Origin of the sequence: Archangium sp. (assembly GCF_036389735.1) — a bacterium.
Lineage (GTDB): Bacteria > Myxococcota > Myxococcia > Myxococcales > Myxococcaceae > Archangium.
The window spans coordinates 1-20,480 of record NZ_DASVWK010000916.1 but is presented as its reverse complement, the minus strand read 5'-3'; the positions used below and the strand labels follow the sequence as shown (position 1 = coordinate 20,480).

16 protein-coding genes and 1 pseudogene are annotated in these 20,480 nt (G+C 70.5%); 5 read left to right on the top strand and 12 right to left on the bottom strand.

Features of this window, described 5'->3' with window-relative positions; genetic code table 11:
* Positions 1-962, top strand: a pseudogene (locus VF794_RS32600) (hypothetical protein); the annotation flags it as partial.
* A gap of 63 nt (positions 963-1,025) precedes the next feature.
* Here VF794_RS32600 and VF794_RS32595 read toward each other — a convergent pair.
* The 7 genes from VF794_RS32595 to VF794_RS32565 all read right to left on the bottom strand — a co-directional run bounded on the left by VF794_RS32595 (position 1,026) and on the right by VF794_RS32565 (position 9,291).
* Positions 1,026-2,189 (bottom strand): hypothetical protein, encoded by a 1,164-nt coding sequence (locus VF794_RS32595; protein ID WP_331117017.1) that lies wholly within the window; start codon positions 2,187-2,189, stop codon positions 1,026-1,028.
* Positions 2,186-2,956, bottom strand: a complete 771-nt coding sequence (locus VF794_RS32590) for a type III pantothenate kinase (protein WP_331117016.1) — start codon at positions 2,954-2,956, stop codon at positions 2,186-2,188. The genes VF794_RS32595 and VF794_RS32590 overlap by 4 nt, the downstream gene beginning before the upstream one ends.
* Positions 2,957-2,997: 41 nt before the next feature.
* Positions 2,998-4,020, bottom strand: coding sequence for a biotin--[acetyl-CoA-carboxylase] ligase (locus tag VF794_RS32585; RefSeq protein WP_331117015.1), 1,023 nt, complete (start codon positions 4,018-4,020; stop codon positions 2,998-3,000).
* 114 nt (positions 4,021-4,134) lie between these two features.
* Positions 4,135-5,451: a homoserine dehydrogenase gene (locus VF794_RS32580; RefSeq protein ID WP_331117014.1), complete on the bottom strand. Its 1,317-nt coding sequence runs from the start codon at positions 5,449-5,451 to the stop codon at positions 4,135-4,137.
* 20 nt (positions 5,452-5,471) lie between these two features.
* Entirely contained in the window at positions 5,472-6,074 is a 603-nt protein-coding gene (locus tag VF794_RS32575; RefSeq protein ID WP_331117013.1) for a hypothetical protein, read from the bottom strand.
* A 5-nt stretch (positions 6,075-6,079) separates the two neighbouring features.
* The gene (locus VF794_RS32570; protein WP_331117012.1) at positions 6,080-7,000 is read right to left on the bottom strand and encodes a HEAT repeat domain-containing protein; all 921 of its coding nucleotides are present in this window, start codon (positions 6,998-7,000) and stop codon (positions 6,080-6,082) included.
* Between the two features lie 53 nt (positions 7,001-7,053).
* Positions 7,054-9,291 (bottom strand): HTH domain-containing protein, encoded by a 2,238-nt coding sequence (locus VF794_RS32565; protein ID WP_331117011.1) that lies wholly within the window; start codon positions 9,289-9,291, stop codon positions 7,054-7,056.
* Between the two features lie 102 nt (positions 9,292-9,393).
* Between VF794_RS32565 and VF794_RS32560 the strand changes: the two genes are divergently transcribed.
* Positions 9,394-11,550 carry a PQQ-binding-like beta-propeller repeat protein gene (locus VF794_RS32560; protein WP_331117010.1) on the top strand — a complete coding sequence of 719 codons (2,157 nt, stop codon included), beginning with the start codon at positions 9,394-9,396 and terminating at the stop codon, positions 11,548-11,550.
* Between the two features lie 3 nt (positions 11,551-11,553).
* Here the strand turns inward: VF794_RS32560 and VF794_RS32555 are convergent, their stop codons facing one another.
* The gene (locus VF794_RS32555) at positions 11,554-13,752 is read right to left on the bottom strand and encodes a PAS domain-containing sensor histidine kinase (protein WP_331117009.1); all 2,199 of its coding nucleotides are present in this window, start codon (positions 13,750-13,752) and stop codon (positions 11,554-11,556) included.
* Between VF794_RS32555 and VF794_RS32550 the strand changes: the two genes are divergently transcribed.
* Positions 13,712-14,320 carry a B12-binding domain-containing protein gene (locus VF794_RS32550; RefSeq protein WP_331117008.1) on the top strand — a complete coding sequence of 203 codons (609 nt, stop codon included), beginning with the start codon at positions 13,712-13,714 and terminating at the stop codon, positions 14,318-14,320. The two genes, VF794_RS32555 and VF794_RS32550, sit on opposite strands and share 41 nt — an antisense overlap.
* A 97-nt stretch (positions 14,321-14,417) precedes the next feature.
* On the opposite strand, the gene VF794_RS32545 is transcribed toward VF794_RS32550, so the two are convergent.
* Entirely contained in the window at positions 14,418-15,323 is a 906-nt protein-coding gene (locus VF794_RS32545; protein WP_331117007.1) for a hypothetical protein, read from the bottom strand.
* Positions 15,324-15,558: 235 nt separating this feature from the next.
* Here VF794_RS32545 and VF794_RS32540 point away from each other — a divergent pair, with 235 nt between their 5' ends.
* Entirely contained in the window at positions 15,559-16,203 is a 645-nt protein-coding gene (locus VF794_RS32540; RefSeq protein WP_331117006.1) for an HAD family hydrolase, read from the top strand.
* A 38-nt stretch (positions 16,204-16,241) separates the two neighbouring features.
* Positions 16,242-16,925, top strand: a complete 684-nt coding sequence (locus VF794_RS32535; RefSeq protein WP_414640994.1) for an FKBP-type peptidyl-prolyl cis-trans isomerase — start codon at positions 16,242-16,244, stop codon at positions 16,923-16,925.
* Positions 16,926-16,946: 21 nt separating this feature from the next.
* Here the strand turns inward: VF794_RS32535 and udk are convergent, their stop codons facing one another.
* The 3 genes from udk to VF794_RS32520 all read right to left on the bottom strand — a co-directional run bounded on the left by udk (position 16,947) and on the right by VF794_RS32520 (position 20,370).
* Complete coding sequence (gene udk, locus VF794_RS32530) at positions 16,947-17,582, bottom strand: uridine kinase (protein WP_331117005.1); 636 nt, start codon at positions 17,580-17,582, stop codon at positions 16,947-16,949.
* Between the two features lie 154 nt (positions 17,583-17,736).
* Positions 17,737-19,383 (bottom strand): DUF692 domain-containing protein, encoded by a 1,647-nt coding sequence (locus tag VF794_RS32525; protein ID WP_331117004.1) that lies wholly within the window; start codon positions 19,381-19,383, stop codon positions 17,737-17,739.
* A 105-nt stretch (positions 19,384-19,488) separates the two neighbouring features.
* Positions 19,489-20,370, bottom strand: coding sequence for an RNA polymerase factor sigma-32 (locus VF794_RS32520; RefSeq protein ID WP_331117003.1), 882 nt, complete (start codon positions 20,368-20,370; stop codon positions 19,489-19,491).
* Positions 20,371-20,480: the final 110 nt, after the last annotated feature.

Genomic DNA, 20,480 nt, shown 5'->3' with positions numbered 1-20,480 from the left:
CCGCTCCGGTCGCCGCGCCCACCCCGGCGGCCCGCCCCGCGGCCGTGACGACCCCGACGCGGCCCGTGACGAGTACGCCCGTGGCGCCGGCCATGTCCGCGGCGGACGCGGCCGAGCTGCGCAACCTGCGCACCCGCGTGGCCGAGCTGGAGGGTGCGCTCGAGGACGCGCGCGGCCAGACCAGCACCGCGGAGTCGCGGGTGCAGGAGCTCGAGGCCGAGCTGGAGTCGAAGTCGACGGAGCTGGAGACGGTGAAGGCCTCCTCCGGCAAGAACGATCAGGCCACGCTGGCGCTGCGTGAGGCTTCCAACCGCAAGGATCGGGAGATCCTCCGGCTGAAGACGGAGCTGAACCAGAAGGAGCAGGAGATCGTCGAGATCCAGGATCGCACGCTGGCGCTGGAGCAGCAGGCGAATGGAGCCACGGACGAGGCCGCCCGCAAGGACGCGGAGCTGAAGACGCTGAAGACGAAGGCGGATCAGCTCATGGCGGAGCGCAAGCGGGTGGAGCAGCAGCTGACCGCGGCCAAGGAGGAGGCGCGAGGCGCCACGGCCCGTGCGACGGCGCTTCAGACCGAGGTGGAGCAGTACCAGGCGCAGATGGAGCAGTACCAGGCGCAGGTGGAGCAGTACCAGGCGCAGTCGGCCGAGCTGGAAGAGCTCCGGGCGCGCGCGGAGCAGCTGGACGCGGACCTGGCGGCGACGCGGGGCGAGGCGGACGAGCTGCGCGGGCAGCTGGAGCAGGTGCAGGCGCAGGCGAGCCAGGAAGCGGACGAGCTGCGCAAGCGCATCGGCGAGATGGAGGAGTCGGTGGCGCGCAACGAGGACCGGGTGGCGAAGCTGTACGCGCGCATCAAGTCCGACGAGAAGCTGCGCGAGAAGACGAAGAAGGCGCTGGCCATCGCGGCGCAACTGCTGGAGGAGCAGCCGGCGGTGGAGGGCGACGAGGAAGCCGTCGCCTGAGAGCAGTACCCGCTCCCCTACCCCTCTCCCACCGGGAGAGGGACGGGTGAGCCGAGCCGAGCCCTACTTCTCTTCCTTCTTGGGCTCGTTCTTCTTGTCGATCATCTTCTTGGCGATGCTCTGGAGGGCGGACGGGACGTTCTTGTCCCGGCTGAGGTCCTTGAGGTCGTTCTCGCGCAGGGTGCCGAGGAACTTCATGCCCACGGACATCGGGAGCTTGGGGTTCTTCAGCAGGGCCATCTTGATCTTGTAGTTCTTCGTGAACTCGCGGCTGCTGTAGATGATGCGCAGCACCTCCTCGTTGACGGCCTTGTTGGCCGCGCAGGAGAGGACCTCGCCGTCGGTGATGCGAGGGCTGCGGATGACGGCGGTGCAGACGAGCTTGTTGGTGTCGCGGATGAGGAAGCTGCGCGCCTCCTTGTTGCCCAGCGTCGCGAGCTTGATCTTCTGGGCGATGCTCATCTTCATGATGCGCTGGGTGAGGCTGAGCTTCTTGGCCTCCTCCATGGGAGCAGCGCCCTCCTCCTCCTCGGGCTTATCCGTGGCGACGACGTCCTGGAACTCCTTGAGGATCTCCTCGGCGGTGGGGCCGGGCTCGGGAGGAGCGGCCTGGGGCCCGAAGACGCGGACGCGGGCGGCCTGCACCTGGGGCACGTCGGCGACGACCAGTCCGCTGCGCACGGCGAAGTCGCAGACGTTGTCGATCAGCGCCGGGCTGGCGTTGGGGTTGGAGCAGAGGTTGCGGACGATGTCCTCGTGGCGCAGGACGCGCAGCTGGTTCTGCCCGATGATCTCCGCGATCTTCGCGCTGCAGTCGCGAGCGACGTCCGCCACGGCCTCGTCGGGCGTGGTGGGGTTGAGGACGAGCATCTCCGCGTAGACGTCCTTGGCGCGCAGCAGCTTGAGGAAGAAGCCCAGGACGGGAGCGGCGACGTGCTCGTCACGCAGGCCGGCGGAGAAACGGTCCTGGAGGGCGGCGGCCGTCTTGGAGGCCGTCTCGCGTACGCCCGCGTCCGGATCGAACGTGAGCATGAAGAGGGCGCCGAGCATGTCCGCGGGCGCCAGCGGCACGAGGGCCTTGGCGGCCATCATCCGCAGGGGCGGCGGGGCGGCCGGATCCACGTGCTTGCGCATGTTGGGCGGAAGGAACTCGGCGTTGATGGGGCAGCCGGGAGGAGGAGCCGGGACAGGCTGGGGAGCGGAGGCGGAGGAGGCGGTGGTGCTCATGCGGCGTGATTCCTTCCGTAGATGATGCGGAGCCCCTCGAGCGTGAGGAACTCGTCGACTTCGTGGATGACCTTGGACTCGCTGGCCACCAGGGGCGCCAGGCCCCCCGTGGCCACCACCCGCGCCTCGAAGCCGAGCTCGGCCTGCATGCGGGTGCAGATGCCATCCACCATGCCCACGTAGCCATAGACGAGGCCGGACTGGATGGAGTGCACGGTGTTGCGCCCCACCACGTGGGGCGGCCGGGAGTACTCCACCCGGGGCAGCTTGGAGGCATTCTGGAAGAGCGCCTCCATGGAGATGTTGATGCCGGGGCAGATGGCGCCGCCGAGGTACTCGCCCCTGGGCGTCACCGCGTCGAAGGTGGTGGCGGTGCCGAAGTCCACGACGATGACGCCCCGGTGGTGCTTGTCGTAGGCGGCCACCGAGTTGACGATGCGATCGGCGCCCACCTCGCGCGGGTTGTCGTAGAGGATGGGCATGCCCGTCTTCACCCCGGGCCCGACGAACATGGGGCGCGTCTTGAAGTAGCGCTCGCTCATCCGCTCCAGGTTGAACTGGAGCGGCGGCACCACGCTCGAGACGGCCACCGCGCGCACCACCCCCGGATCGATCCCACTGACCTGGAAGAGCTGACGCAGCAGGATGCCGTACTCGTCCGAGGTGCGTCGGGTGCTCGTCTCCAGGCGCCAGTGGTCCAGGAGATTCTTCCCGTCGTACACCCCGAGCACGGTGTTGGTGTTGCCGACGTCGATCGCGAGAAGCATGGCTCGCGCCCAGTCTAGCGCGAAGCCGCTCCCCATACCCCCTATTCGGGGCGCTTCGTCACCCGGGGGCGCAGCTGCTCCACATCCCCGGCGAACACCCGCTCCAGCGAGCCCTCCGCCGTCCGCACGAGCAGCGCTCCAGTCGGGTCGATATCTTCAGCCATACCGCGCAATTCCGACCTGTCGGTACGCACCAGCACGTCCTGGCCGAGCGTGGAGGACAGCTCCTTCCAGCGCTCGCGCACCGGGTCGAAGCCCACCTCGTGGTGCAGGTCCAACCACTCCTCCAGGCGGCCCCAGAGGTCGGTGGTGAAGAGGGCGCGGTTGACGCGCCGGCCCAGGGCCTCGGAGAGCGAGATGGCGGTGTCGGCCACCTCGGGCGGGAAGTCCTGACGGCCGGCGTTCAGGTTGACGCCGATGCCGAGCACCACGAAGTGCACGCGCTCGGGCTCGGCGGACAGCTCGGTGAGGATGCCCGCCACCTTGCGGCCGTTGATCTGCACGTCGTTGGGCCACTTGATGAGGGCATCGGCACCGGCCTCGCGCAGCGTCTCGGCGAGCGCCACCGCGGCCACCAGGGTGAGCTCGGGGGCGTGCTGCGGCGTCAGCTCTGGCCGGAGGATGGCGGAGAAGTACAGGTTCAGCCCCGAGGGCGACACCCACGTGCGGCCCCGGCGGCCCTTGCCGGCCGTCTGCTGCTCGGTGATGACCACCTCGCCGTGCTCGGCCCCCTCCGAGGCCAGCCGGAAGGCGGCCGCGTTGGTGGAGGGCACGGACTCGTGGAAATGGATGCTCTGCCCGAGGTGGTGGGTGGACAGCAGCGGCGCCAGCTCCAGCGCCGTGAGCCGATCCGGCACGTCCACCAGCCGATAGCCCCGCGCTGGCACCGCGTCGATGCGGTAGCCCTTGCCGCGCAGCGACTCCACGTGCTTCCACACCGCGGTGCGCGACAAGCCGAGCTTGGCCGACAGCGCCTCGCCCGAGGTGTACTCGTCACGCCCGTCCGCCAGGAAGCCGAGGATCAATTCCTCTTGCGTCTGCTCGGCGTTCTCGATGGCACCCATCCAGAGGCCCTCCAGGGAAAAAGGGTCCCCAGGGTAGGGACGAGCGGCCCGGCTTTCAACACCCCCTCCGGACAGGCCGCCCTCGGATGATCGCCTGGCTACTCTCCGACCAGCCTAGAGGAGCACCCCGGGGCCTTCCTCGATGCGGATGACCTGGGTGGGCGCCCGGGTGCTGCGCAGCGAGTCGATCCACTTCACCGCGGCCATCACGTCCGACTCGCGCGTGTCGTGGGTGAAGACGACGATGGTGGCGTGCTTGTCCTCGGGACGCGGGGGGCGCTGGAGCACCGAGTTGATGCTCACTCCCTTCTCGCCCAGCACGCTGGCGATGCGCCCCAGCACGCCCGGCTCGTCGCTCACGGAGAAGCGCAGGTAGGCGGGCCCGCGGCGCTCGCCCGAGGGCAGCAGGGGCACGTCCTGCACGTGCGGCGCGCACGGCAGGGGCAGGCGCCCGGAGACACCGGCCAGGAGGTTGCGGCAGGTGTCGATGATGTCCGATACCACGGCGCTGCCGGTGGGCATCGCCCCGGCGCCCCGGCCCGAGTAGAGCGAGGCCCCCAGCGCCACCGACTGGAGCAGCACCGCGTTGAAGGCGCTCCGCACGTCCGCCAGGGGACTGGCGGCGGGGATGAAGGCCGGGTGCACGCGCACGTCCATGCCCTCGGGCGCCCGGCGTGCCCGGGCCAGCAGCTTGAGCACGTAGCCCGCCTCGCGCCCGTAGGCGATGTCCGTCGGGGTGAGGCTGGTGATGCCCTCCACGAGGATGGACTCGGGGGACACGCGCGCGGAGAAGGCCAGCGAGGCCAGCAGGCACAGCTTCTGCGCCGCGTCCATGCCGCTCACGTCGAGCGTGGGATCGGCCTCCGCGTAGCCCAGTTCCTGCGCCCGCTTGAGCGCGTCCCCGTAGGTGGCCCCCTCGTCCGCCATGGCCGAGAGGATGAAGTTGGTGGTGCCGTTGACGATGCCCGTGAGGGACTCCACCCGGTCCGACGCGAGCGCCTCGCGCAGCGTGCGGATGATGGGGATGCCGCCGCAGACGGCCCCCTCGAAGTGCACGTCCACCCCGCGCGCCAGCGCCTGCGTGTAGAGCGTCTCGCCGTGCGCGGAGAGCAGCGCCTTGTTCGCCGTCACCACGTGGCGGCCCGAGGAGATGGCCTGCTCGAGGTACTCGCGCGAGGGGCTCAGCCCGCCCATCAGCTCCACCACCACCGCCACCTCCGGGTCCGCGAGGATGGCCTTCATGTCGTGGGTGAGGAGCGAGGCGGGCACGTCCTCGGGCCGCGCCCGGCCCTGGTCGCGCACCAGCACGTGTCGCACGCGCACCCGCGCGCCCAGGCGCCGTTCGATGTCCTTCGCGTGCTGGTTGAGGATGCGGTACGTCCCCAGCCCCACGTTGCCCAACCCCAGCAGGGCGATGCCAATCTCCCTCATGTCTACCCTCCCCTGTCCTGTCAGCGGCCCATGCGCTGCAACTTGTACGAGGCCAGCTCCAACCACGTCTGCGGCAGACGCTCGCCGTCGGCCTTCTCGGCGGACACGTCGATGCGCACCAGTCCCACGCCCTCGGCGAAGGTGAGCGTGTTCACGAGCGTGGTATTCGCGTCCACGCGGTTGCGCGCCTCGACCCGCACGCAGTGGGCGAAGGCTCCGGCCGGCGCCTCGCAGGGCACTCCCGCCTGGAGGATGCGGTAGCGCTCGGTGGAGGAGACGGACACCACGTTCGTCCAGGCGTTGCCCTCCGAGAGCGGCCCGCGCAGCAGGTAGCGCTTGCGATCCCGGACGCCAAAGCCGTCCACCGTGAGCTGACCGCCCTGGTTGTCGTGGAAGTACCCGTCCTCCTCCTTGAGGACCTCCACGTCCACGGTCTTGTCCTCACGACCGTTGACCCGGTACGTCCAGCGGTTGCCCACGGCCAGCGGGTAGTACGCGGCCAGCGAGTCCGAGGGCCGCGACTCCTGCCGCACCACCTCCTGCTGCCGGCTGGCGCATGCCCCCACTCCCATGGACAGCGCGGCCCCCAGGCCCACCCGTACGACGACAGACGAGAGCTTCATAGGTGTCAGTGTTCCGCGCGGTCCGTACCGCGCGCCTCCGGAGCGGTCAGCTTGCGTGATGCGTTAAGCGTGTCCAGTGCTTGCTGCGCCGCGGCCTGCACATCCGGCTGATCATGCCCCTGCGCCACGGTGAAGAGGTACGCCTCGGCCTCGGTGCCGCCAATCTCCCCGATGGCGTAGACGACCTCCTGCGCGAAGCCGATCTCCCGGTCCTTCATCAAATCGATCAGCGCGGGCACCGCCGCGCGCGCCTTCATCTCCGCCAGCGCGCCGATGGCCTGGCGCACCTGCTGCGCATCCTCTTCCTGAAGCTGGCGGATGAGCAGCGGCGCCGCCGCGGGATGGCGTCGCTCGGCCAGCACGCGCAGGGCGAACTCGCGCACCCGCTCGTCCTGGGACTGGACATCCTGGAGCAGCGCCGCGTCCGGCCGATCCACCGCCGCCAGTTGGAGCGAGGCCGCGTCCGTCACCTGGGCCAGGGCCCGCTGGAGCGCCTCGCGCAGGGCCTTGCGCCGCGCTTCGGCGTCCTTGCCCTCCACCCGCACCTCGCCCAGCCCCACCACCTGGTAGCGCTGGACGGGATCCGCCCCGCGCCGCTCCAGCACCAGGGTGGCCCCCACCTCGGCGAAGGTGAACGCGCTGCCGTCCTTGAGCGCCTCGCGCGTGAAGGGCAGCTCCAGCGTGAGCGACCACGCCTCCTCGCGCCGCCCCTTCTCCTTCCCCTCCTCGAGGAGCTCGAAACGGCGGCTCTGGCGCAGCAGGTCGGTGAAGAGCCCCTGGACGTCGGACGGGGCCCACCCGAGCAGGCCGTTGTCCTCCACCGTCGCGCCCTTGAGCGTGAGGTGCTCCACCGGGATGCTCGGCTCCCGCGAGCGGCAGGCGCCGAGCGACAAGGCCACCAGGACGATGAGCAGGCCGGGCTTCATACCGACCTACCCTAACACCCTGGCGCGCTCCTCACCCGTGGAGCGCGCGAACGTCAGGTCGTCCCGCCTTCCGGCGAGCCGCTCCCCGAAGGAGGAGGCTCGGAAGGAGCAGGCTCGGAAGGAGCAGGCTCGTTGGAGGAGGCCGGCTCGGAGGGAGCAGGCTCGGAGGGAGCGCGAGCCCCCTCGGCCACGGACTCCGCCTTCTGCGCCGCCACCCGGGCGTACTCCTCCGCGGCGGTGCGCTGGGCCTCGGCCGTGGCCGAACTCTCCACGCTCGGGAAGGGCGACTGCCACTCGGCGGCCGTCCTCGCCTCGCCCGGAACCCCTCCGCCCTCGGCGGGCATGGCCTCGGCGGCGGCGGCGGGAGCCTCGGTGACGGCCCCGACGATGGCGGCCGCCTCGGCACCCGCTACTCCTGCGGCGGCGGCACCCTCGGCGGCGGCAACGGCCTCACCCGGCGTCCCCGGAGTCCCCGGCGTGCCAGGGGCTCCCTCGGGACGGCCACCCCGGCCGCGACGGCCCCGACGACGACGGCGGCGGCGCTTGCGCTCACCGGCGGCCCCGCCCTCTCCACCCTCGGCGCCTCCCTCCGGCTGCCCGCCCGCCACGAAGGCGCTCGCGGCCTCCAGATCCTCGTCCTCGCCCTCCTCGTCGCCCTCCTCGCCCTGATCCTCCTCGGACACGGCGGCGGCGGGGGGAACGGCGGCCAGGGGCGCGGGGGCGGTCGGCCCCGGCGCCGCGGTGCCCTCGCCCGGCGCGGCGGCGGCACGGGCCTCCCGCTCGCGGCGGCGCCCCTCCCGACGCTCCTCGCGCTCGCGCTGACGCTCCTCGCGGCGCTCCTCCCGGCGCTTCTCGCGGCGACCCTGGACCTCCTCGGCGGCCTCGGCGACGCGGGGGTCGCTCGGCTCGGACTCCCCGGTGCTGGTCTCGCCAGCATCCTCGCGGGCCTGCTTCTCGCGCTGACGCTCCTCGCGGCGCTTCTGGGCCTCGTCGGCCTCCAGCTTCGCCACCTCGAAGAAACGCTCGTCGAGGTCGTACATCTCCACCGTGGTGACGGTCACCGCGGCCTTGGCCTCGAGGAACTTCTCGCCGAGCGCGTCACCGCACCACAGCATCACCAGCGAGCCGCTGGCCTGGGCCTCGGTGCGGGCATCGCCGCGCACGTCCCCGGCGCACGCCAGCAGGCCCACCTGGGCCGCGTAGTGGCCGAGGTCCTTGCGCAGCTCCTGCACCGCCTTGCGCTCCACCGCGGGCGTGCCCTTGAGCATGCGGATGGCGAAGCGCAGGTCCACGCTGCCCTCGCGCTTGCGCGCGGTGAGCAGCGGGCCCTCCTTGGAGCGCTTGGCCACCTTCAGCTCGCGGAAGCCCAGCGCGTGCATCATCTTCACGACGGACTTCTCGAAGGGGCCCACGTCCAGCTCGCCCAGGCGCTTGCGCACCGCGCGCGCCACGGCCTTGCGCGCGTCCTTCACCGCCGTGCGCGCCGTCAGCAGCAGCGCGGCATCGGCCTGCGCATCGGCGGGAGGAGCCACGGCCCCGGCGGCCTTGGGCAGCACCGGGCGCCCGTCCTCGAGCGGAATCCCCAGCGCGGCGGCGAACGCGGCCTGGAGCTCCAGGGGCGGCGCCTCGCTCGGCGCACCCGCGCGCTCCAGCGTCACCGCCCCCGTCTCCTTGGACAGCGAGAACTGGGGCCGGCGGCCCGCGTCGATGCGGCGCTGGTTGTCCTCCAGCAGCGCGGTGAGCAACGCCTCCACCGTGGTGTCCTCGGGGGCCAGCTCCTTCTCGCGCACCCGCTCCAACAGCTGCTCGGGACGCAGCGACTCGTCGGCCTCGCTGAGGATCTCGAACACCACCTCCGGCATGGGCGGGAAGCGGCGACGACGGCCACCCCGACCCTCCTCCTCCTCGTCCCGGCGGCGCTTGCCGCGCTCCGTGCCTCGACCCGCCGCGCGCGCGTTCTCCGCACGCGGATCCGGATGACGCTCGGTCGGCCGCAGGGGCGGCAGGCTCTCCTCCGGGTGGACCTCCATCACTCCCGTCAGCGCCAGCGCCTCGGCATCCTCCGGCAGCGCCCAGTCGGCGAGCGCGAAGGTGTCCTTGGCGGTGACGACCACCTTGCGATCGCGCGTCCGGCGGGCCATCGCCGCGAGCCGCGACAGCATCGTCAGCTCGGGCGTCTTGCCCACATGGGACAGCAGGTTCTGTGCGATCGACTTCTCGGTGATTTCGAGAAAGCTGAGGGGTCGACCTTCGCTCTCCAGGATACGGAGAGCGGCCTCATAAAAAGTCATCGGCGATTCCCCAATAATTTCGAACGGTTACAAAAATGTAGGTCCGTATGGGCGGCGGATGCTAGCCATCGCTATTCTGGCTTGTCAACGAATGGGGAAGGGATGATCCGCTTTCGCATCGGACATCGATGGAAACGCGAACCCGCCGACTCTCCGCACGATTCCGTCTCCTTGGAGCTGGACGGGGTGAATCTTCTGCCGGGGGCGGTGGAGGAACCGCTGGTGGAGACGGTCCCGGCGCTGGTGGAGGCGGTGGCCGCCCTGCATGTGGGTGGACGGCGTCTGGCCCAGGTCTCGCTGGTGGAGGCCCACCTGGAGGTGGTGCTGCGGCGGGCGGGGGCGGACATCGAGGTGCAGGTGGTGAGCCTGTCGCGCCCGGCCCGGCTGCTGCGCCCGCCGCTGCGGCTGGACGCCGAGGAGCTGGCGGAGGCGACGTGGATGGGGGGCCGGGACTTCCTCGAGGACATCTCCCGGGTGGCGCCCCGGGCACTCTCCAAGGAGCACAGGCAGGGGCTCGATCGTGCGCTGCGGCAGCTGGAGGAGCCCTCCCTCCACCCGGAGGAGCTGCGGCCCCAGCCCTTCACCCAGCGGGTGGCGCCGCCCTCCGTGCCCGGCTTCGGCTTCGCGTTGGATGACCCGGAGGACGTGCTGCGGCGCGCGGCGCGGGAGAAGGGCCCGGCCCTGGCCTCGTTGCTGAGCTCGGGAGAGGTGTGGCTGTCCCTGCCGGAGCGGCCGGTGGCCTGGCGCGCGTCGGGGCCGCCCTTCCTCACCGCGCTGGAACTGGCCCGGCAGGCGGCGGAGCTGGCGCGGGCGGTGGAACTGGGCGAGCCCCGCTTCACCCTGGAGCCCGCGGGGGTGGGCCCCGAGCTGGTGCTGGACCTGAAGGCGGGCCAGGGCGAGGCACTGGTGGAGGCCATGTTCCACCTGGGACAGGCGCTGGCGGTGGCCATGTCCGAGCGGGAGCGCGCCCTGGTGGGCAACCCCTACCTGGTGGAGTTGACGGAGCGCTGCCGGGAGGGCCTCTCGCACCTGCGAGGCGGCGCGGCGCAACCTCCCGAGGAGGCGGGCACGGCCCTGGCGCGCCCGGTGCCATCGCCGGGGGCCTCGCGTCCACTCCAGGTGCCCGGGCGCCTGCGCCGCCTGCGCTTCGACAGCCGGTGGGAGCAGCGCAAGCTGGCGGACGCGGACCAGGGGCGGCTCCTGCTGGGGCGCCAGGGGCTGGTGTTCTCCTCGCCGCAGATGGCGGCCGCCTTCGACCGGAAGACGGGCAAGCAGCAGTGGCGCAGGGCGGCCACCCATGGCGTGGCGGCCGCGGCGGATGGCTACAGCCTCGCGGCGAGCGCCGTACGCGTCTGCGGCTTCCAGGGCAAGGGCGCCGGAGCGCGCTGGCTGCGAGATCATGACGGGCAGCGCATCGGCCCGCTTCTCTTGAGACAGGACGGGCTGCTGCTCTCCCTGGCGGATGAACGGATCGCCCTGGCCTACGACGAGATGACGGGCCGGGAGAAGTGGCGCCTGGCACCTCCGCGTACCCGGCGCAGCTACCTGGGAGTCCAGGCCCACCGCGCCCTCCTGGCGACGGACTCGGGCTACCTCTACGGGTTGGACCTGACGGATGGACAGGTGCGCTTCCGGATGAGCGCTTCCCTCCCCTTCCTGGGCCCGCCGGTGCCCTGGGGACGGCGCTTCGTCGCCATGCTGGGCCAGGGCACGCACTGCGCGCTGCTGCTGTCGGACGCCCACACCGGCGAGGCGGCCTGGACCTATGAGATGTCCCTCGCCCTGCCCTCGACGCCGCTGCCCAGCGGCAAGCGCCTCTTCGTGGCCGGGGAGCTCGAGGGCGAGGGCGTCATCGTCTGCCTCGACGTGGCGGGACAGACGCGCTGGCAGCGGGCGCTGCACCTGGGACCGGGGCCGTACGCGCTGGCGAGGCTGCCGGGCGGCGTACTGGTGACGTCGGCGCTCGGGGCGGCGGCGCGGATGACGGACGAGGGCGAGGTGGAGTGGCGCGTGGGCGCGGCGGGCGAGCAGCTCTCCAAGGCGCTGCCCCCCCTCATCTCGCGCGGCGTGCTGCTGGTGCCCGGCGAGCGCGTGCGCGCGGTGGATCCGGACAGCGGCAACGTGCTCGCGGAGGTGCGGGCGGGAGCGGGCCTCTCGGCGCTCCAGGCCGATGCCCAGCTCAACCTCTACTTCCTGGACGAGTTCGGCACGCTCTCGGCCTACAAGCTCGTCTCGCACTTCACCGTGGTGAGCAACTGAGCCCTACGCATGCTCCTCCGTCACGGCTCTCAGGAAGGAGGGCTCCGGATGCGCCACGGGCACGGTGAAGAAGAAGGTGCTCCCCCGGCCCGGCTCGCTCTCGACCCAGATATGGCCCGCGTGCGCCTCCACGAGCCCCTTGGCGATCGACAGCCCGAGCCCGGCCCCGCGGCGATCTCCTCGCCGCACCTGCCAGAAGCGGTCGAAGAGGTGCTCGAGCGCCTCGGGGGGGATGCCTGGACCGGTATCCCGGACCCAGAAGCGGACCGTGTCCCCATCCACCCTGGCCCCGAGGGCCACCCGGCCTCCGCGTGGGGTGAACTTCAGCGCGTTGCCCAGCAGGTTGGAGAAGACCTGCAGGAGCCGCTCCCGATCCGCGCGCACCCACGGTAACGCCTGGGGAACCTCCAGGCAGAGCTGAACCTCCGACGCCAGCGGGCGCGCCGCCTCGAGGGCCTCCTGGAGGAGGAGTCCCGTGGACTCCGGACGCGCCTCGACGACCAGTTGGCCCGCATCCATGCAGGCCACGTTCAGCAGATCCTGGATCAGCCGATCCATGCGCCGGGCGGAGTTGAGGATGGAACGCAGGGGGGCCTGGGGCTGCTGCTGGAGCAGCATCTGCGCACTCAGGACGATGGTGTTCAGCGGGTTGCGAAGATCATGCGCCACCACCCCCAGGACGTCGTCCCGGGCCCGGGTGGCCTCCCGCGCGGCCCGGTAGAGCCGGGCATGATCGATCGAGAGTGACGCCCGATAGGCCAGCTCCTCCCCCAGCCGCAGCTCGTTCTCTCCATACCGGCGCCGGGGATGGGAGGAGATGAGCGCGAGCGCTCCCAGGAAGCGCCCGTGGGCCATGAGCGGCACGCACAGCAAGGAGCGGGGGTTGAGCTCCCGCAGGGCCTGGAGGTGCTGCTCGCTCTGCGCGATGGACTCGATGAAGCCAGGAAGCACCTCCGAGATCAGCTCCGGTCGACGCGTCCGCATCACGGATGCCAGCAGGTAGGGGCGTCGCCGCTCCAAGGGCATCCGCGCCAGGGTATCGGCGAGGCCCGCCTTGGCCGGGTCGCGATGCGCGACCGTCAACCGCCGCACCTGCCCGTCCTCCTCCACCAGATCGACGATGCAGCAGTCCCCCAGGGAGCACGCCACCAGCTCCGCGGTGCTCGTGAGTGCCTGCTCGTCGTCGAGCGTCGAGGCGAGGAGGTTGCCCACCTCGCTCAAGAAGTGATCCTCCCGCTCGTGCCGCACCCGCTCGGTGATGTCGCGGAGGATCAGCGTGACGAGCCTGGAGTCGCCTGCCCCCAGCCTGGAGAAGGCGGCCTCGATGGGAAACTCCTCGCCCGTCCTCCTCAGGCCGAAGAAGTCCGGGCGGCGCTGCGTGGGACAGAGCGTCGCGACCGGGCCGGAAGCGAAGTCGCGCACCTGCCGGACGTAGGTGGAGCGCAGGCGCTCGGGGATGAGGAGCGCGAGCGGATGCCCGAGCACCTCCTCCTTGGAGTAGCCGAACATCTCCTCCGCGGCATGATTGAAGAGGACGATGCACTCCGTCTCGTCGATGGAGATGATGGCATCCGCGGCGATGGAGATGATGCCCGAGAACCGGGCCTCCGAGACGCGGAGGGCTTGCTCCGCCCGCTTCTGCTCCGTGATGTCGATGCCGATGGAGATGGCCCCGATGATCTCCTCCTTGAGGCGGACGGGCGCCGCGTCCACCCGGAGGTAGCGCGCCTCTCCACCGGCCGTGCCGGGTATCAGGAACTCCCGGGTCGACACCTGGCCCCGAAGCGCCCACAGGAAGGGGCTCTCCTCGAGCTTGAGGGGCGCCCCACTCGTCCCGTCCTTCAGCCTCAGCCGCCTCACGACGTCCTGGAGGGTGCCTATCGGCTCCTCTCCTGACCGGGAGAGGCCCTGGATCTCCAGGGTGCGCGTGTTCGTCCGCTTGATCCCATGCGCGTCCCCAACGAGCACCATGCCGGGAATGCTCTCCAGGATGGCCTCGAGCTCGGCGGCGTTACGCTCGGCGATGAGTTGCAGCGCACAGCGTCGGCGGGCCTCCCAGGCGGCGAGTGTCGCCAGGAGGCCCAGCAGCACCACCCCCACGACGCCTATCCCCAGGTAGAGCCGGATCAGCAGAAGCGTCCCCAGCGCCAGCAGCACCGAGATGAGCACCAGCACCCGGGTTGGCGAAATGAACTGGTGCACGCGTTCGCGCTCCCCTCGATTGCGGTTCCGCTTGGCCAACGCGCACCGCTCGCGATGTACTCCTCACAACCCAGGAGGCGACCCCTCCACCCGTCCGCGCCACGGCCGCTCCGGGTCGAGGCAGCGTCCCGCTCCCTGTCGTTTCCCTCGGGACGACACACCTTTCCCGCACCTTCATCATGAGCGAATACTCGCAACCAGGGAGCGAGCACGCCGCTCTCACCGAGCGCTATCTCGAGGCCAGCTGGCGGGAAACCTCCGGGAAGCCTTGCGCCTCCTCGACAAGGCGCTCGCCCGAGGCGTCTCGATTACAGCGCTGCAATGCCACGTCATCCAGGTGGCGCAGCGCGAGGTAGGCGAGCACTGGCGGGGCAATCGGATCGGCGTGGCCCATGAGCATCTGGCGAGCGCCATCTCCCAGGTAGCGCTTGCCCACCTGTTCTCACGGGCCCAGCCCGAGCCCTCCCGGGGAATCTGCGCAGGACGATCGAAGGGGTGCGCAAGCGCCTGGGCGATCACCAGGCCATCCTCGTGGGAGGCCCCGCGCTGCTCAATGCCCGGGCCCTGACCACGAGCTGGGGGTGTGGACCGCGGGTCCGACTCCCCCCGAGCTGGTGGCCGGTGTCCTGGAGGCGCTGCGGCAGCGCCTCCACTGACCCGGGCGGCTACTTCTTCTGCGCCTTCGAGGGATCGATCTCCTCCTCGGCGCGCTCGGAGACCTCGGCCCCCTCCCACGTCTCGCCCGCGCCCAGCCGCCACTCGGAGGGCACGTCCAGCTTCCACAGGTAGGTGGCCGTGGCGTCACCGCCCGACGTGGAACGCGAGTTCACGTTGAAGGTGATCTCCATCTTCTTCACCTCGCTGGGCACGAGGTCCATGTCGTAGTGGCCGAGCACCATCTGCGGGGGGAACTCGGCGATGAAGCGCTCGGGGAAGTCGACCTTCATGGAGGGGTCGTCACCGTTCATCTCACCGATGAGCTTTCCCTTCTCGTCGGTGAGCTTCCACTGCGTCTTGAAGGAGGCGCTGGTGACCATCTTCTTCACCTTGCCGTCCACCCGCTCCTCGCGCTGGGCGCCCCAGAGCACGAGCTGCAGCCGCACCTGCGGCTTCTTGAGCACCATCACCACGTCCGAGGACAGCACGTCCAGGCGCATGCCCTTGTCGGTGGCGCTCCACATCGGCTTGTAGCGACCCTCGCGCATCTGGTCGAACACCTTGCGCGTGTAGTCGTAGAAGGCCTTCTTGTCCTGGGCCCGCTCGTCCTTGTCCCCGCGCTTGTCGAGCTCGACGAGGTACGCATCGAACTCCTTGCTCAGCTTGTAGCGGCCCTGGTGCGAGGAGACCTGCTCGAAGTATCCCTTGAAGAAGGAGTTGATCTCCTGGTTGTAGGACGCCGGATCGGGGTTGGTGCGAATCCAACCCACGCGCTCCAGGTAGTCCTTCTGGATGCGGGTGAAGTCCGCCTCACGCTGGGCCTCGAGCGCCCTGGCGCTGGAGGTGCGGTACGTCATCACCGCGGCGATGAGGATGCCGCCAATGACGACGATGAGTCCGAAGTAACGCTTCACGCGGAGCTGCTCCTGTCTCTGGGAATGACGGGCCTAGTGATATGAGACCTGCCTCGCGTGTACCAGACCACGGGCGGCGACACGTTGTCGGTTGCACTTCCTCTAGAGGAGGGCGACCTGCCAGGGGGCGCCTCGATTGTCTGGCACGCCCACGGCGAGCGCTCGGACGACAATGTTGCGCTGTTGCTGCACGACCTCGCGGACTCGCCCCAGACTGACCGCTAGAGTCCGGGCCATGAACGTCCTGCTCGACCAGTTGAACGCGCTGCCGCCCGGAGACGCCGTCTTCGACCTCGACAACACCCTGCTCGTCGGAGACATCGGCGAGGCCACGCTGCGCAGGCTGATCCACCGACTGCCGCCCAAGGCCGCCGCCCACCTCGGCACCACCGACCCCTGGGCCGCCTACGAGGCGCTGGCGGCTCGCGACTGGTGCGGCGCGGGGGACGTGGCCGCCCAGGCGCTGGCCGGGCTGAGCCCCGCCGAAGTCCAGGCGATCGCCACCGAGGTCCTCGACAGCGGCGACGTCCGGCTCAACCCCCACACCGTCGAGCTGGCCCGAAAGCTCTCGGAGCGCCATCGGGTGTGGATTCTCACGGGCTCGGCCGAGCTGCTGGGGAAGGTGGCCGCGGCGCGCATGGGCATCGAGCGGGTGATTGGCCTGCGCCTGCGCGAGGTGGAGGGCCGGTTGAGCGATGAGCTGCTGCCTCCCCGCACCTGCGGCGAGGGCAAGGTGCTCGCCACCCGCCAGCTCATCTCCGAGCGCCCCGTATTCGCCATCGGTGACTCGCCCACGGATCTGCCCGTCCTGCGCCTGGCCACCGTCGCGCGGACACTGGGGAAGATAGCCGGTCGGGAGTTCCCCGCGCTGGAGATGTGAGTATGTTCCCGCCGCCACAGAGAAAGGCGGAGACACACATGCGATTGGGAATGCTGACCGCGGTACTGCTCACCCTCACCGGGCTCCAGGCGAACGCGCAGGAGCTCAAGACCGAGGACGACAAGACGCTCTATGCGCTCGGGCTGTCGATCGGCCGGAGCATCAAGGTGTTCGACTTGAGCCCGGCGGAGATCGAGATCGTCCGCAAGGGAATGATGGACTCGCTCACCAACGCCAAGCCGGCCGTGGAGTTGGAGAAGTACGGGCCCAATCTCCAGAAGCTCGCCAGCTCGCGGCAGGACAAGGCCGGGCAGAAGTTCCTGGAGAGCGCCGCCAAGGAGAAGGGCGCCGTCAAGCTGCCCTCCGGCATCATCTTCAAGGAACTCAAGGCCGGCACCGGCGCGAGCCCCAAGGCCACCGACACCGTGAAGGTGAACTACCGCGGCACCCTCACCAACGGCACCGAGTTCGACAGCTCGTACAAGCGCAACCAGCCCGCCGAGTTCCCCCTCAACGCCGTCATCCCCTGCTGGACCGAGGGCGTGCAGAAGCTGAAGGTCGGCGGCAAGGCGCAGCTCGTGTGCCCCTCGAAGCTGGCCTACGGTGAGCAGGGCTCGCCTCCGACCATCCCGCCCGGCGCGACCCTCGTGTTCGAGGTCGAGCTGCTCGGCATCTCCGCCCCGGCCGCGGACGCCCCGCGCGCCCAGCCCCAGCAGAAGTAAGGGGGAGCGACCCCCGCCCCGTCAGCGCTGGGTGGCGGGGGTCAGCAGCTTCGCGCGCAGGGCCCCCACCAGCATCCCGATGGCGATGTCGTTGTTGCCACCATGGGGGATGATGATGTCGGCGTGGTGCTTGGAGGGCTCGATGAAGCCCATGTGCATGGGGCGCACGTGGCGCAGGTACTGGCTCACCACGTGGTCGAAGTCACGCCCGCGCTCGTGGATGTCGCGCTCCAGGCGCCGGAGGATCCGCAGGTCGTCATCCGTGTCCACGTAGATGCGCACGTTCATCTCGTCGCGCACCGGCTTCATGTGGAGCACGAGGATGCCCTCGATGAGGATCATGTCCCCGGGATCCACGCGCACCGTGTGCGACTGCCGCGTGGACGTGACGAAGTCGTAGACCGGCTTCTGGATGGGCCGACCCGACTTCAGCTCGCGCAGGTGCCCCACGAGCAAGTCCGTGTCGAAGGCGTCCGGGTGGTCGAAGTTGATCTCACGGCGCTCCGCGAGCTCCAGGTCCGACAGGTCCCGGTAGTACGAGTCCTGGTCGATGAAGGCCACGCGGCAGTCGGCGAGCGCCTCGCGGACCTTCCGAGCGACCGTCGTCTTGCCAGAGGCGGTACCACCAGCGATGCCAACGACGAGGGGTGACGACATGGGCCGCGAACTATCGCAGCGGACGGGCGGGCGCAAGACTGCGTCGGAAACCTGACACTCCGAGCCTCCTGGAATCCCTGGCTCGGTCACCTTTCCTGTCTCCAGCCGGGAAGCCCCTTCACTCGGAGCGAAGCGAGGCCCCTCCCCCCGAGCCTCACCCCCCGCGCAGCAGGCCGCGGGCGAGTCCCTCGGCCAGTCCGGGCGAGGGCACCTCCTCCACTGCCCGGGGGCCCTGGGCGAGCGAGCGCACCACCTTCAACACCGAGGGCGACGGCGCCAGCACCTCCAGCCCCCTGCCCTTGCGCCGCACGACGAAGCTCCACGGGCCCGGGGCCGGACGCCGGGCCACCTGCGCGAGCGACTCCAGGCCGCTCACGTCCAGCACCTCGCAGGCCCAGGCCCGCCCGGTGAGGTGGCGGCGCAGGGCCTTCGCGGCGAAGACGAGCTCGGTGAGGTCCACGGGGAAGGTGCCCACGCGCACGTCCTCGGCCAATCCCACCTGACCCGGCCCGGGCGCGGGAGGGGGCCTCATCATGAAGGTGCTCGGCAGGGCCATCTCGAAGGAGAGCGCCGCCATGGCCCCCTCGTCCGGCCGCTCGCGCACCCGACGCCGTGCCCAGGCCGCGAAGGCGTGCCCTGGCGAGCGCCCCAGCCCCTCGAAGAGTTCGCGGAACTCCCGGGACGCGGTGAAGGCGCGCAGCTCCTCCCGTGTCCCCGCGAGCAGCAGCCGCGACACCGGCCAGTCCTTGTCGAGCGTCTCGGCCACCACCGCGAGGCGGAAGTCCGTCTCCGCACGGGCTCCCTCCGCGTCCTCCCCCGGCTCCGGCTTCGCGCCGTACCCCGTCTCGAAGAGGCGCCACGGCTCGCTCTCGCGCGTGAGCGCCGGCGCGGGCTCCTGGACGGGCGTGAGGGAAAGGGGCGGCCTGGGCGCCACGGGCACCAGTTCGCGCAGGCGGCGCAGCGTGAGGGCCGCCACCTCGGGCGGGTGCCCATCCCCCTCGAAGGTGACGGCACGCAGCGAGGGACAGCGCGGCAGCAGCGACTCCAGCAGCGCGAAGAGTTCCTCGCGCACGGGCTGGGTGTGGTCATCCACGTAATAGCCGCGCCCGTTCCGCCGGGTGACGACACCGCCGGCGATGTGGAGCTCGATCACCTTGTCCAACGGGAAGCCGTCGAGCCCCGCCTCCAGGGGCAGCCCGGCCGCGAGCTGGTAGCTGAGCAGGTGCCCCAGGTCGAGCAGCAGCGGCAGGCCGGTGCGTGCCTGCACGCGGGCCATGAAATCCAGCACGTGCAGCTCGCCGCGCTTCGCGAAGGCGGCGGGGTTCTCCAGCGCGAGCGGCACGGACAGGTGCGCCTGGATGTGGAGCGCGTGCGCGGCGCTGTCACGGACACCGGCCTCGGTGAAGGGCGGCGTGAAGTAGAGGTAGCCCGGGAAGGGCTGCCCGCCCGCGTGCCACCAGCCGATGTCGTTGCCCACCCAGGCGCTGCCCACGGCGCGCGCGTGCGCGTCCAGGGCCTCGAGCGCCTTCACCGGCTCCAGCTCGGGGCCGTAGAGGTTGAGGTGCACGGGGTGGAAGAGCACCGGCACGTCGCTCCGGCGCTCCCACATCTCCGGGAAGAGCGAGGCGTGCTGCCGCGTCTCCTCGAACGAGAGGGGCGCGCTGTACTCCACGAAGTCGAAGAGGCCGGGGGACTCGGCGAGCAACCGGTACGGGTGGGGCTGATCCCCCGCGTCGAGGTTGCTGCTGAGGCCCAATCCCCGCCAGGGGAGCTGCCAGGCTGTCGCGTCGGGAAGGCTCATGAAGCCTCAACCCTACAGCGACCACGCGGCATTCTTGGTGTCCGAATGCGAAGAGGCGCACAGGCCGTTGGCCCGTGCGCCTCGGGGTGGAGCCAGGTGGGGCGATCAGCCCGCCATCTGCTCCGAGCCGCCCTCGATCATCAGCGTGGCCAGCTCGGCCTTGAGCTTGTCCTTGGCGCGGATCTCCAGCTGACGGGCGCGCTCACGCGAGAAGCCGAAGTGCTCGCCCAGCTCGCTCAAGGTCATGCCCGCGTCGCTCATCACGCGCTGCTCGATGATGAAGCGCTCGCGAGGGTCCAGCCGCGACAGGGCGCGCTGGATGCGCTCGCGGTTCATCTGGGCCTCCTGGCGGTCGGCGACCTCGTCCGCGTGAGAGGCGGCCTCGGACTCCACGAAGTCCAGGTGCGTGGCGTCCCCGTCCTCGCCCATCGGCGCGTCCAGGGAGAGATCCCGGCCACCCATGCGCTGCTCCATCTCGCGCACCTCGGAGGCCTTCACGTTCAGCTTGCGGGCGATCTCCTCGGCGTTGACGATGGTGCCGTCATTGGCGCCGAGCTTCTCCAGCTCGCGGCGGGTGCGGGCCAGGGCGAAGAACAGCCGGCGCTGCGCCTGCGTGGTGCCGAGCTTCACCAGGCTCCAGCTCTTGAGGATGTAGTTCTGGAGGTAGGCGCGGATCCACCACACCGCGTAGGAGATGAGGCGGATGCCCTTGTCCGGATCGAACTTCTGCACGGCCTTCATCAGGCCGATGTTCGCCTCCTGGATGAGGTCGGACATCTTGAAGCCGTAGGAGCGGTACTCGTAGGCGACCTTCACCACGAAGCGCAGGTTGCTCGTCACCAACTGGTGGCCCGCGGCCAGGTCACCCTGACGGAAGCGCCGCGCCAGGGCCTGCTCCTCGGGCTGCGTGAGCAGGGGGTAGTGGCTGATCTCCGAGAGGTAGGTCGAGAGCGAGTCGGGGGAGTTGAAGGACGAGGAGGCCTGCATGGTTTCTCTCGGTCGAAAGGAAGTCGGTGGGGGTGGCACCCCGTTGGGGCGCGTAGGAGCATTGAGCAAGGGGAATGCCAAGCGATTCAGACAGCGTCCCCCAATGAATA

What these genes read in the sequence shown, in the direction of transcription:
- VF794_RS32595 (WP_331117017.1), bottom strand. Translation starts at nt 2,189, where the DNA reads ATGAGCACCACCGCCTCCTCCGCCTCCGCTCCCCAGCCTGTCCCGGCT.
- VF794_RS32590 (WP_331117016.1), bottom strand. Translation starts at nt 2,956, where the DNA reads ATGCTTCTCGCGATCGACGTCGGCAACACCAACACCGTGCTCGGGGTG.
- VF794_RS32585 (WP_331117015.1), bottom strand. Translation starts at nt 4,020, where the DNA reads ATGGGTGCCATCGAGAACGCCGAGCAGACGCAAGAGGAATTGATCCTC.
- VF794_RS32580 (WP_331117014.1), bottom strand. Translation starts at nt 5,451, where the DNA reads ATGAGGGAGATTGGCATCGCCCTGCTGGGGTTGGGCAACGTGGGGCTG.
- VF794_RS32575 (WP_331117013.1), bottom strand. Translation starts at nt 6,074, where the DNA reads ATGAAGCTCTCGTCTGTCGTCGTACGGGTGGGCCTGGGGGCCGCGCTG.
- VF794_RS32570 (WP_331117012.1), bottom strand. Translation starts at nt 7,000, where the DNA reads ATGAAGCCCGGCCTGCTCATCGTCCTGGTGGCCTTGTCGCTCGGCGCC.
- VF794_RS32565 (WP_331117011.1), bottom strand. Translation starts at nt 9,291, where the DNA reads ATGACTTTTTATGAGGCCGCTCTCCGTATCCTGGAGAGCGAAGGTCGA.
- VF794_RS32560 (WP_331117010.1), top strand. Translation starts at nt 9,394, where the DNA reads ATGATCCGCTTTCGCATCGGACATCGATGGAAACGCGAACCCGCCGAC.
- VF794_RS32550 (WP_331117008.1), top strand. Translation starts at nt 13,712, where the DNA reads ATGAGCACCAGCACCCGGGTTGGCGAAATGAACTGGTGCACGCGTTCG.
- VF794_RS32540 (WP_331117006.1), top strand. Translation starts at nt 15,559, where the DNA reads ATGAACGTCCTGCTCGACCAGTTGAACGCGCTGCCGCCCGGAGACGCC.
- VF794_RS32535 (WP_414640994.1), top strand. Translation starts at nt 16,242, where the DNA reads ATGCGATTGGGAATGCTGACCGCGGTACTGCTCACCCTCACCGGGCTC.
- udk (WP_331117005.1), bottom strand. Translation starts at nt 17,582, where the DNA reads ATGTCGTCACCCCTCGTCGTTGGCATCGCTGGTGGTACCGCCTCTGGC.
- VF794_RS32525 (WP_331117004.1), bottom strand. Translation starts at nt 19,383, where the DNA reads ATGAGCCTTCCCGACGCGACAGCCTGGCAGCTCCCCTGGCGGGGATTG.
- VF794_RS32520 (WP_331117003.1), bottom strand. Translation starts at nt 20,370, where the DNA reads ATGCAGGCCTCCTCGTCCTTCAACTCCCCCGACTCGCTCTCGACCTAC.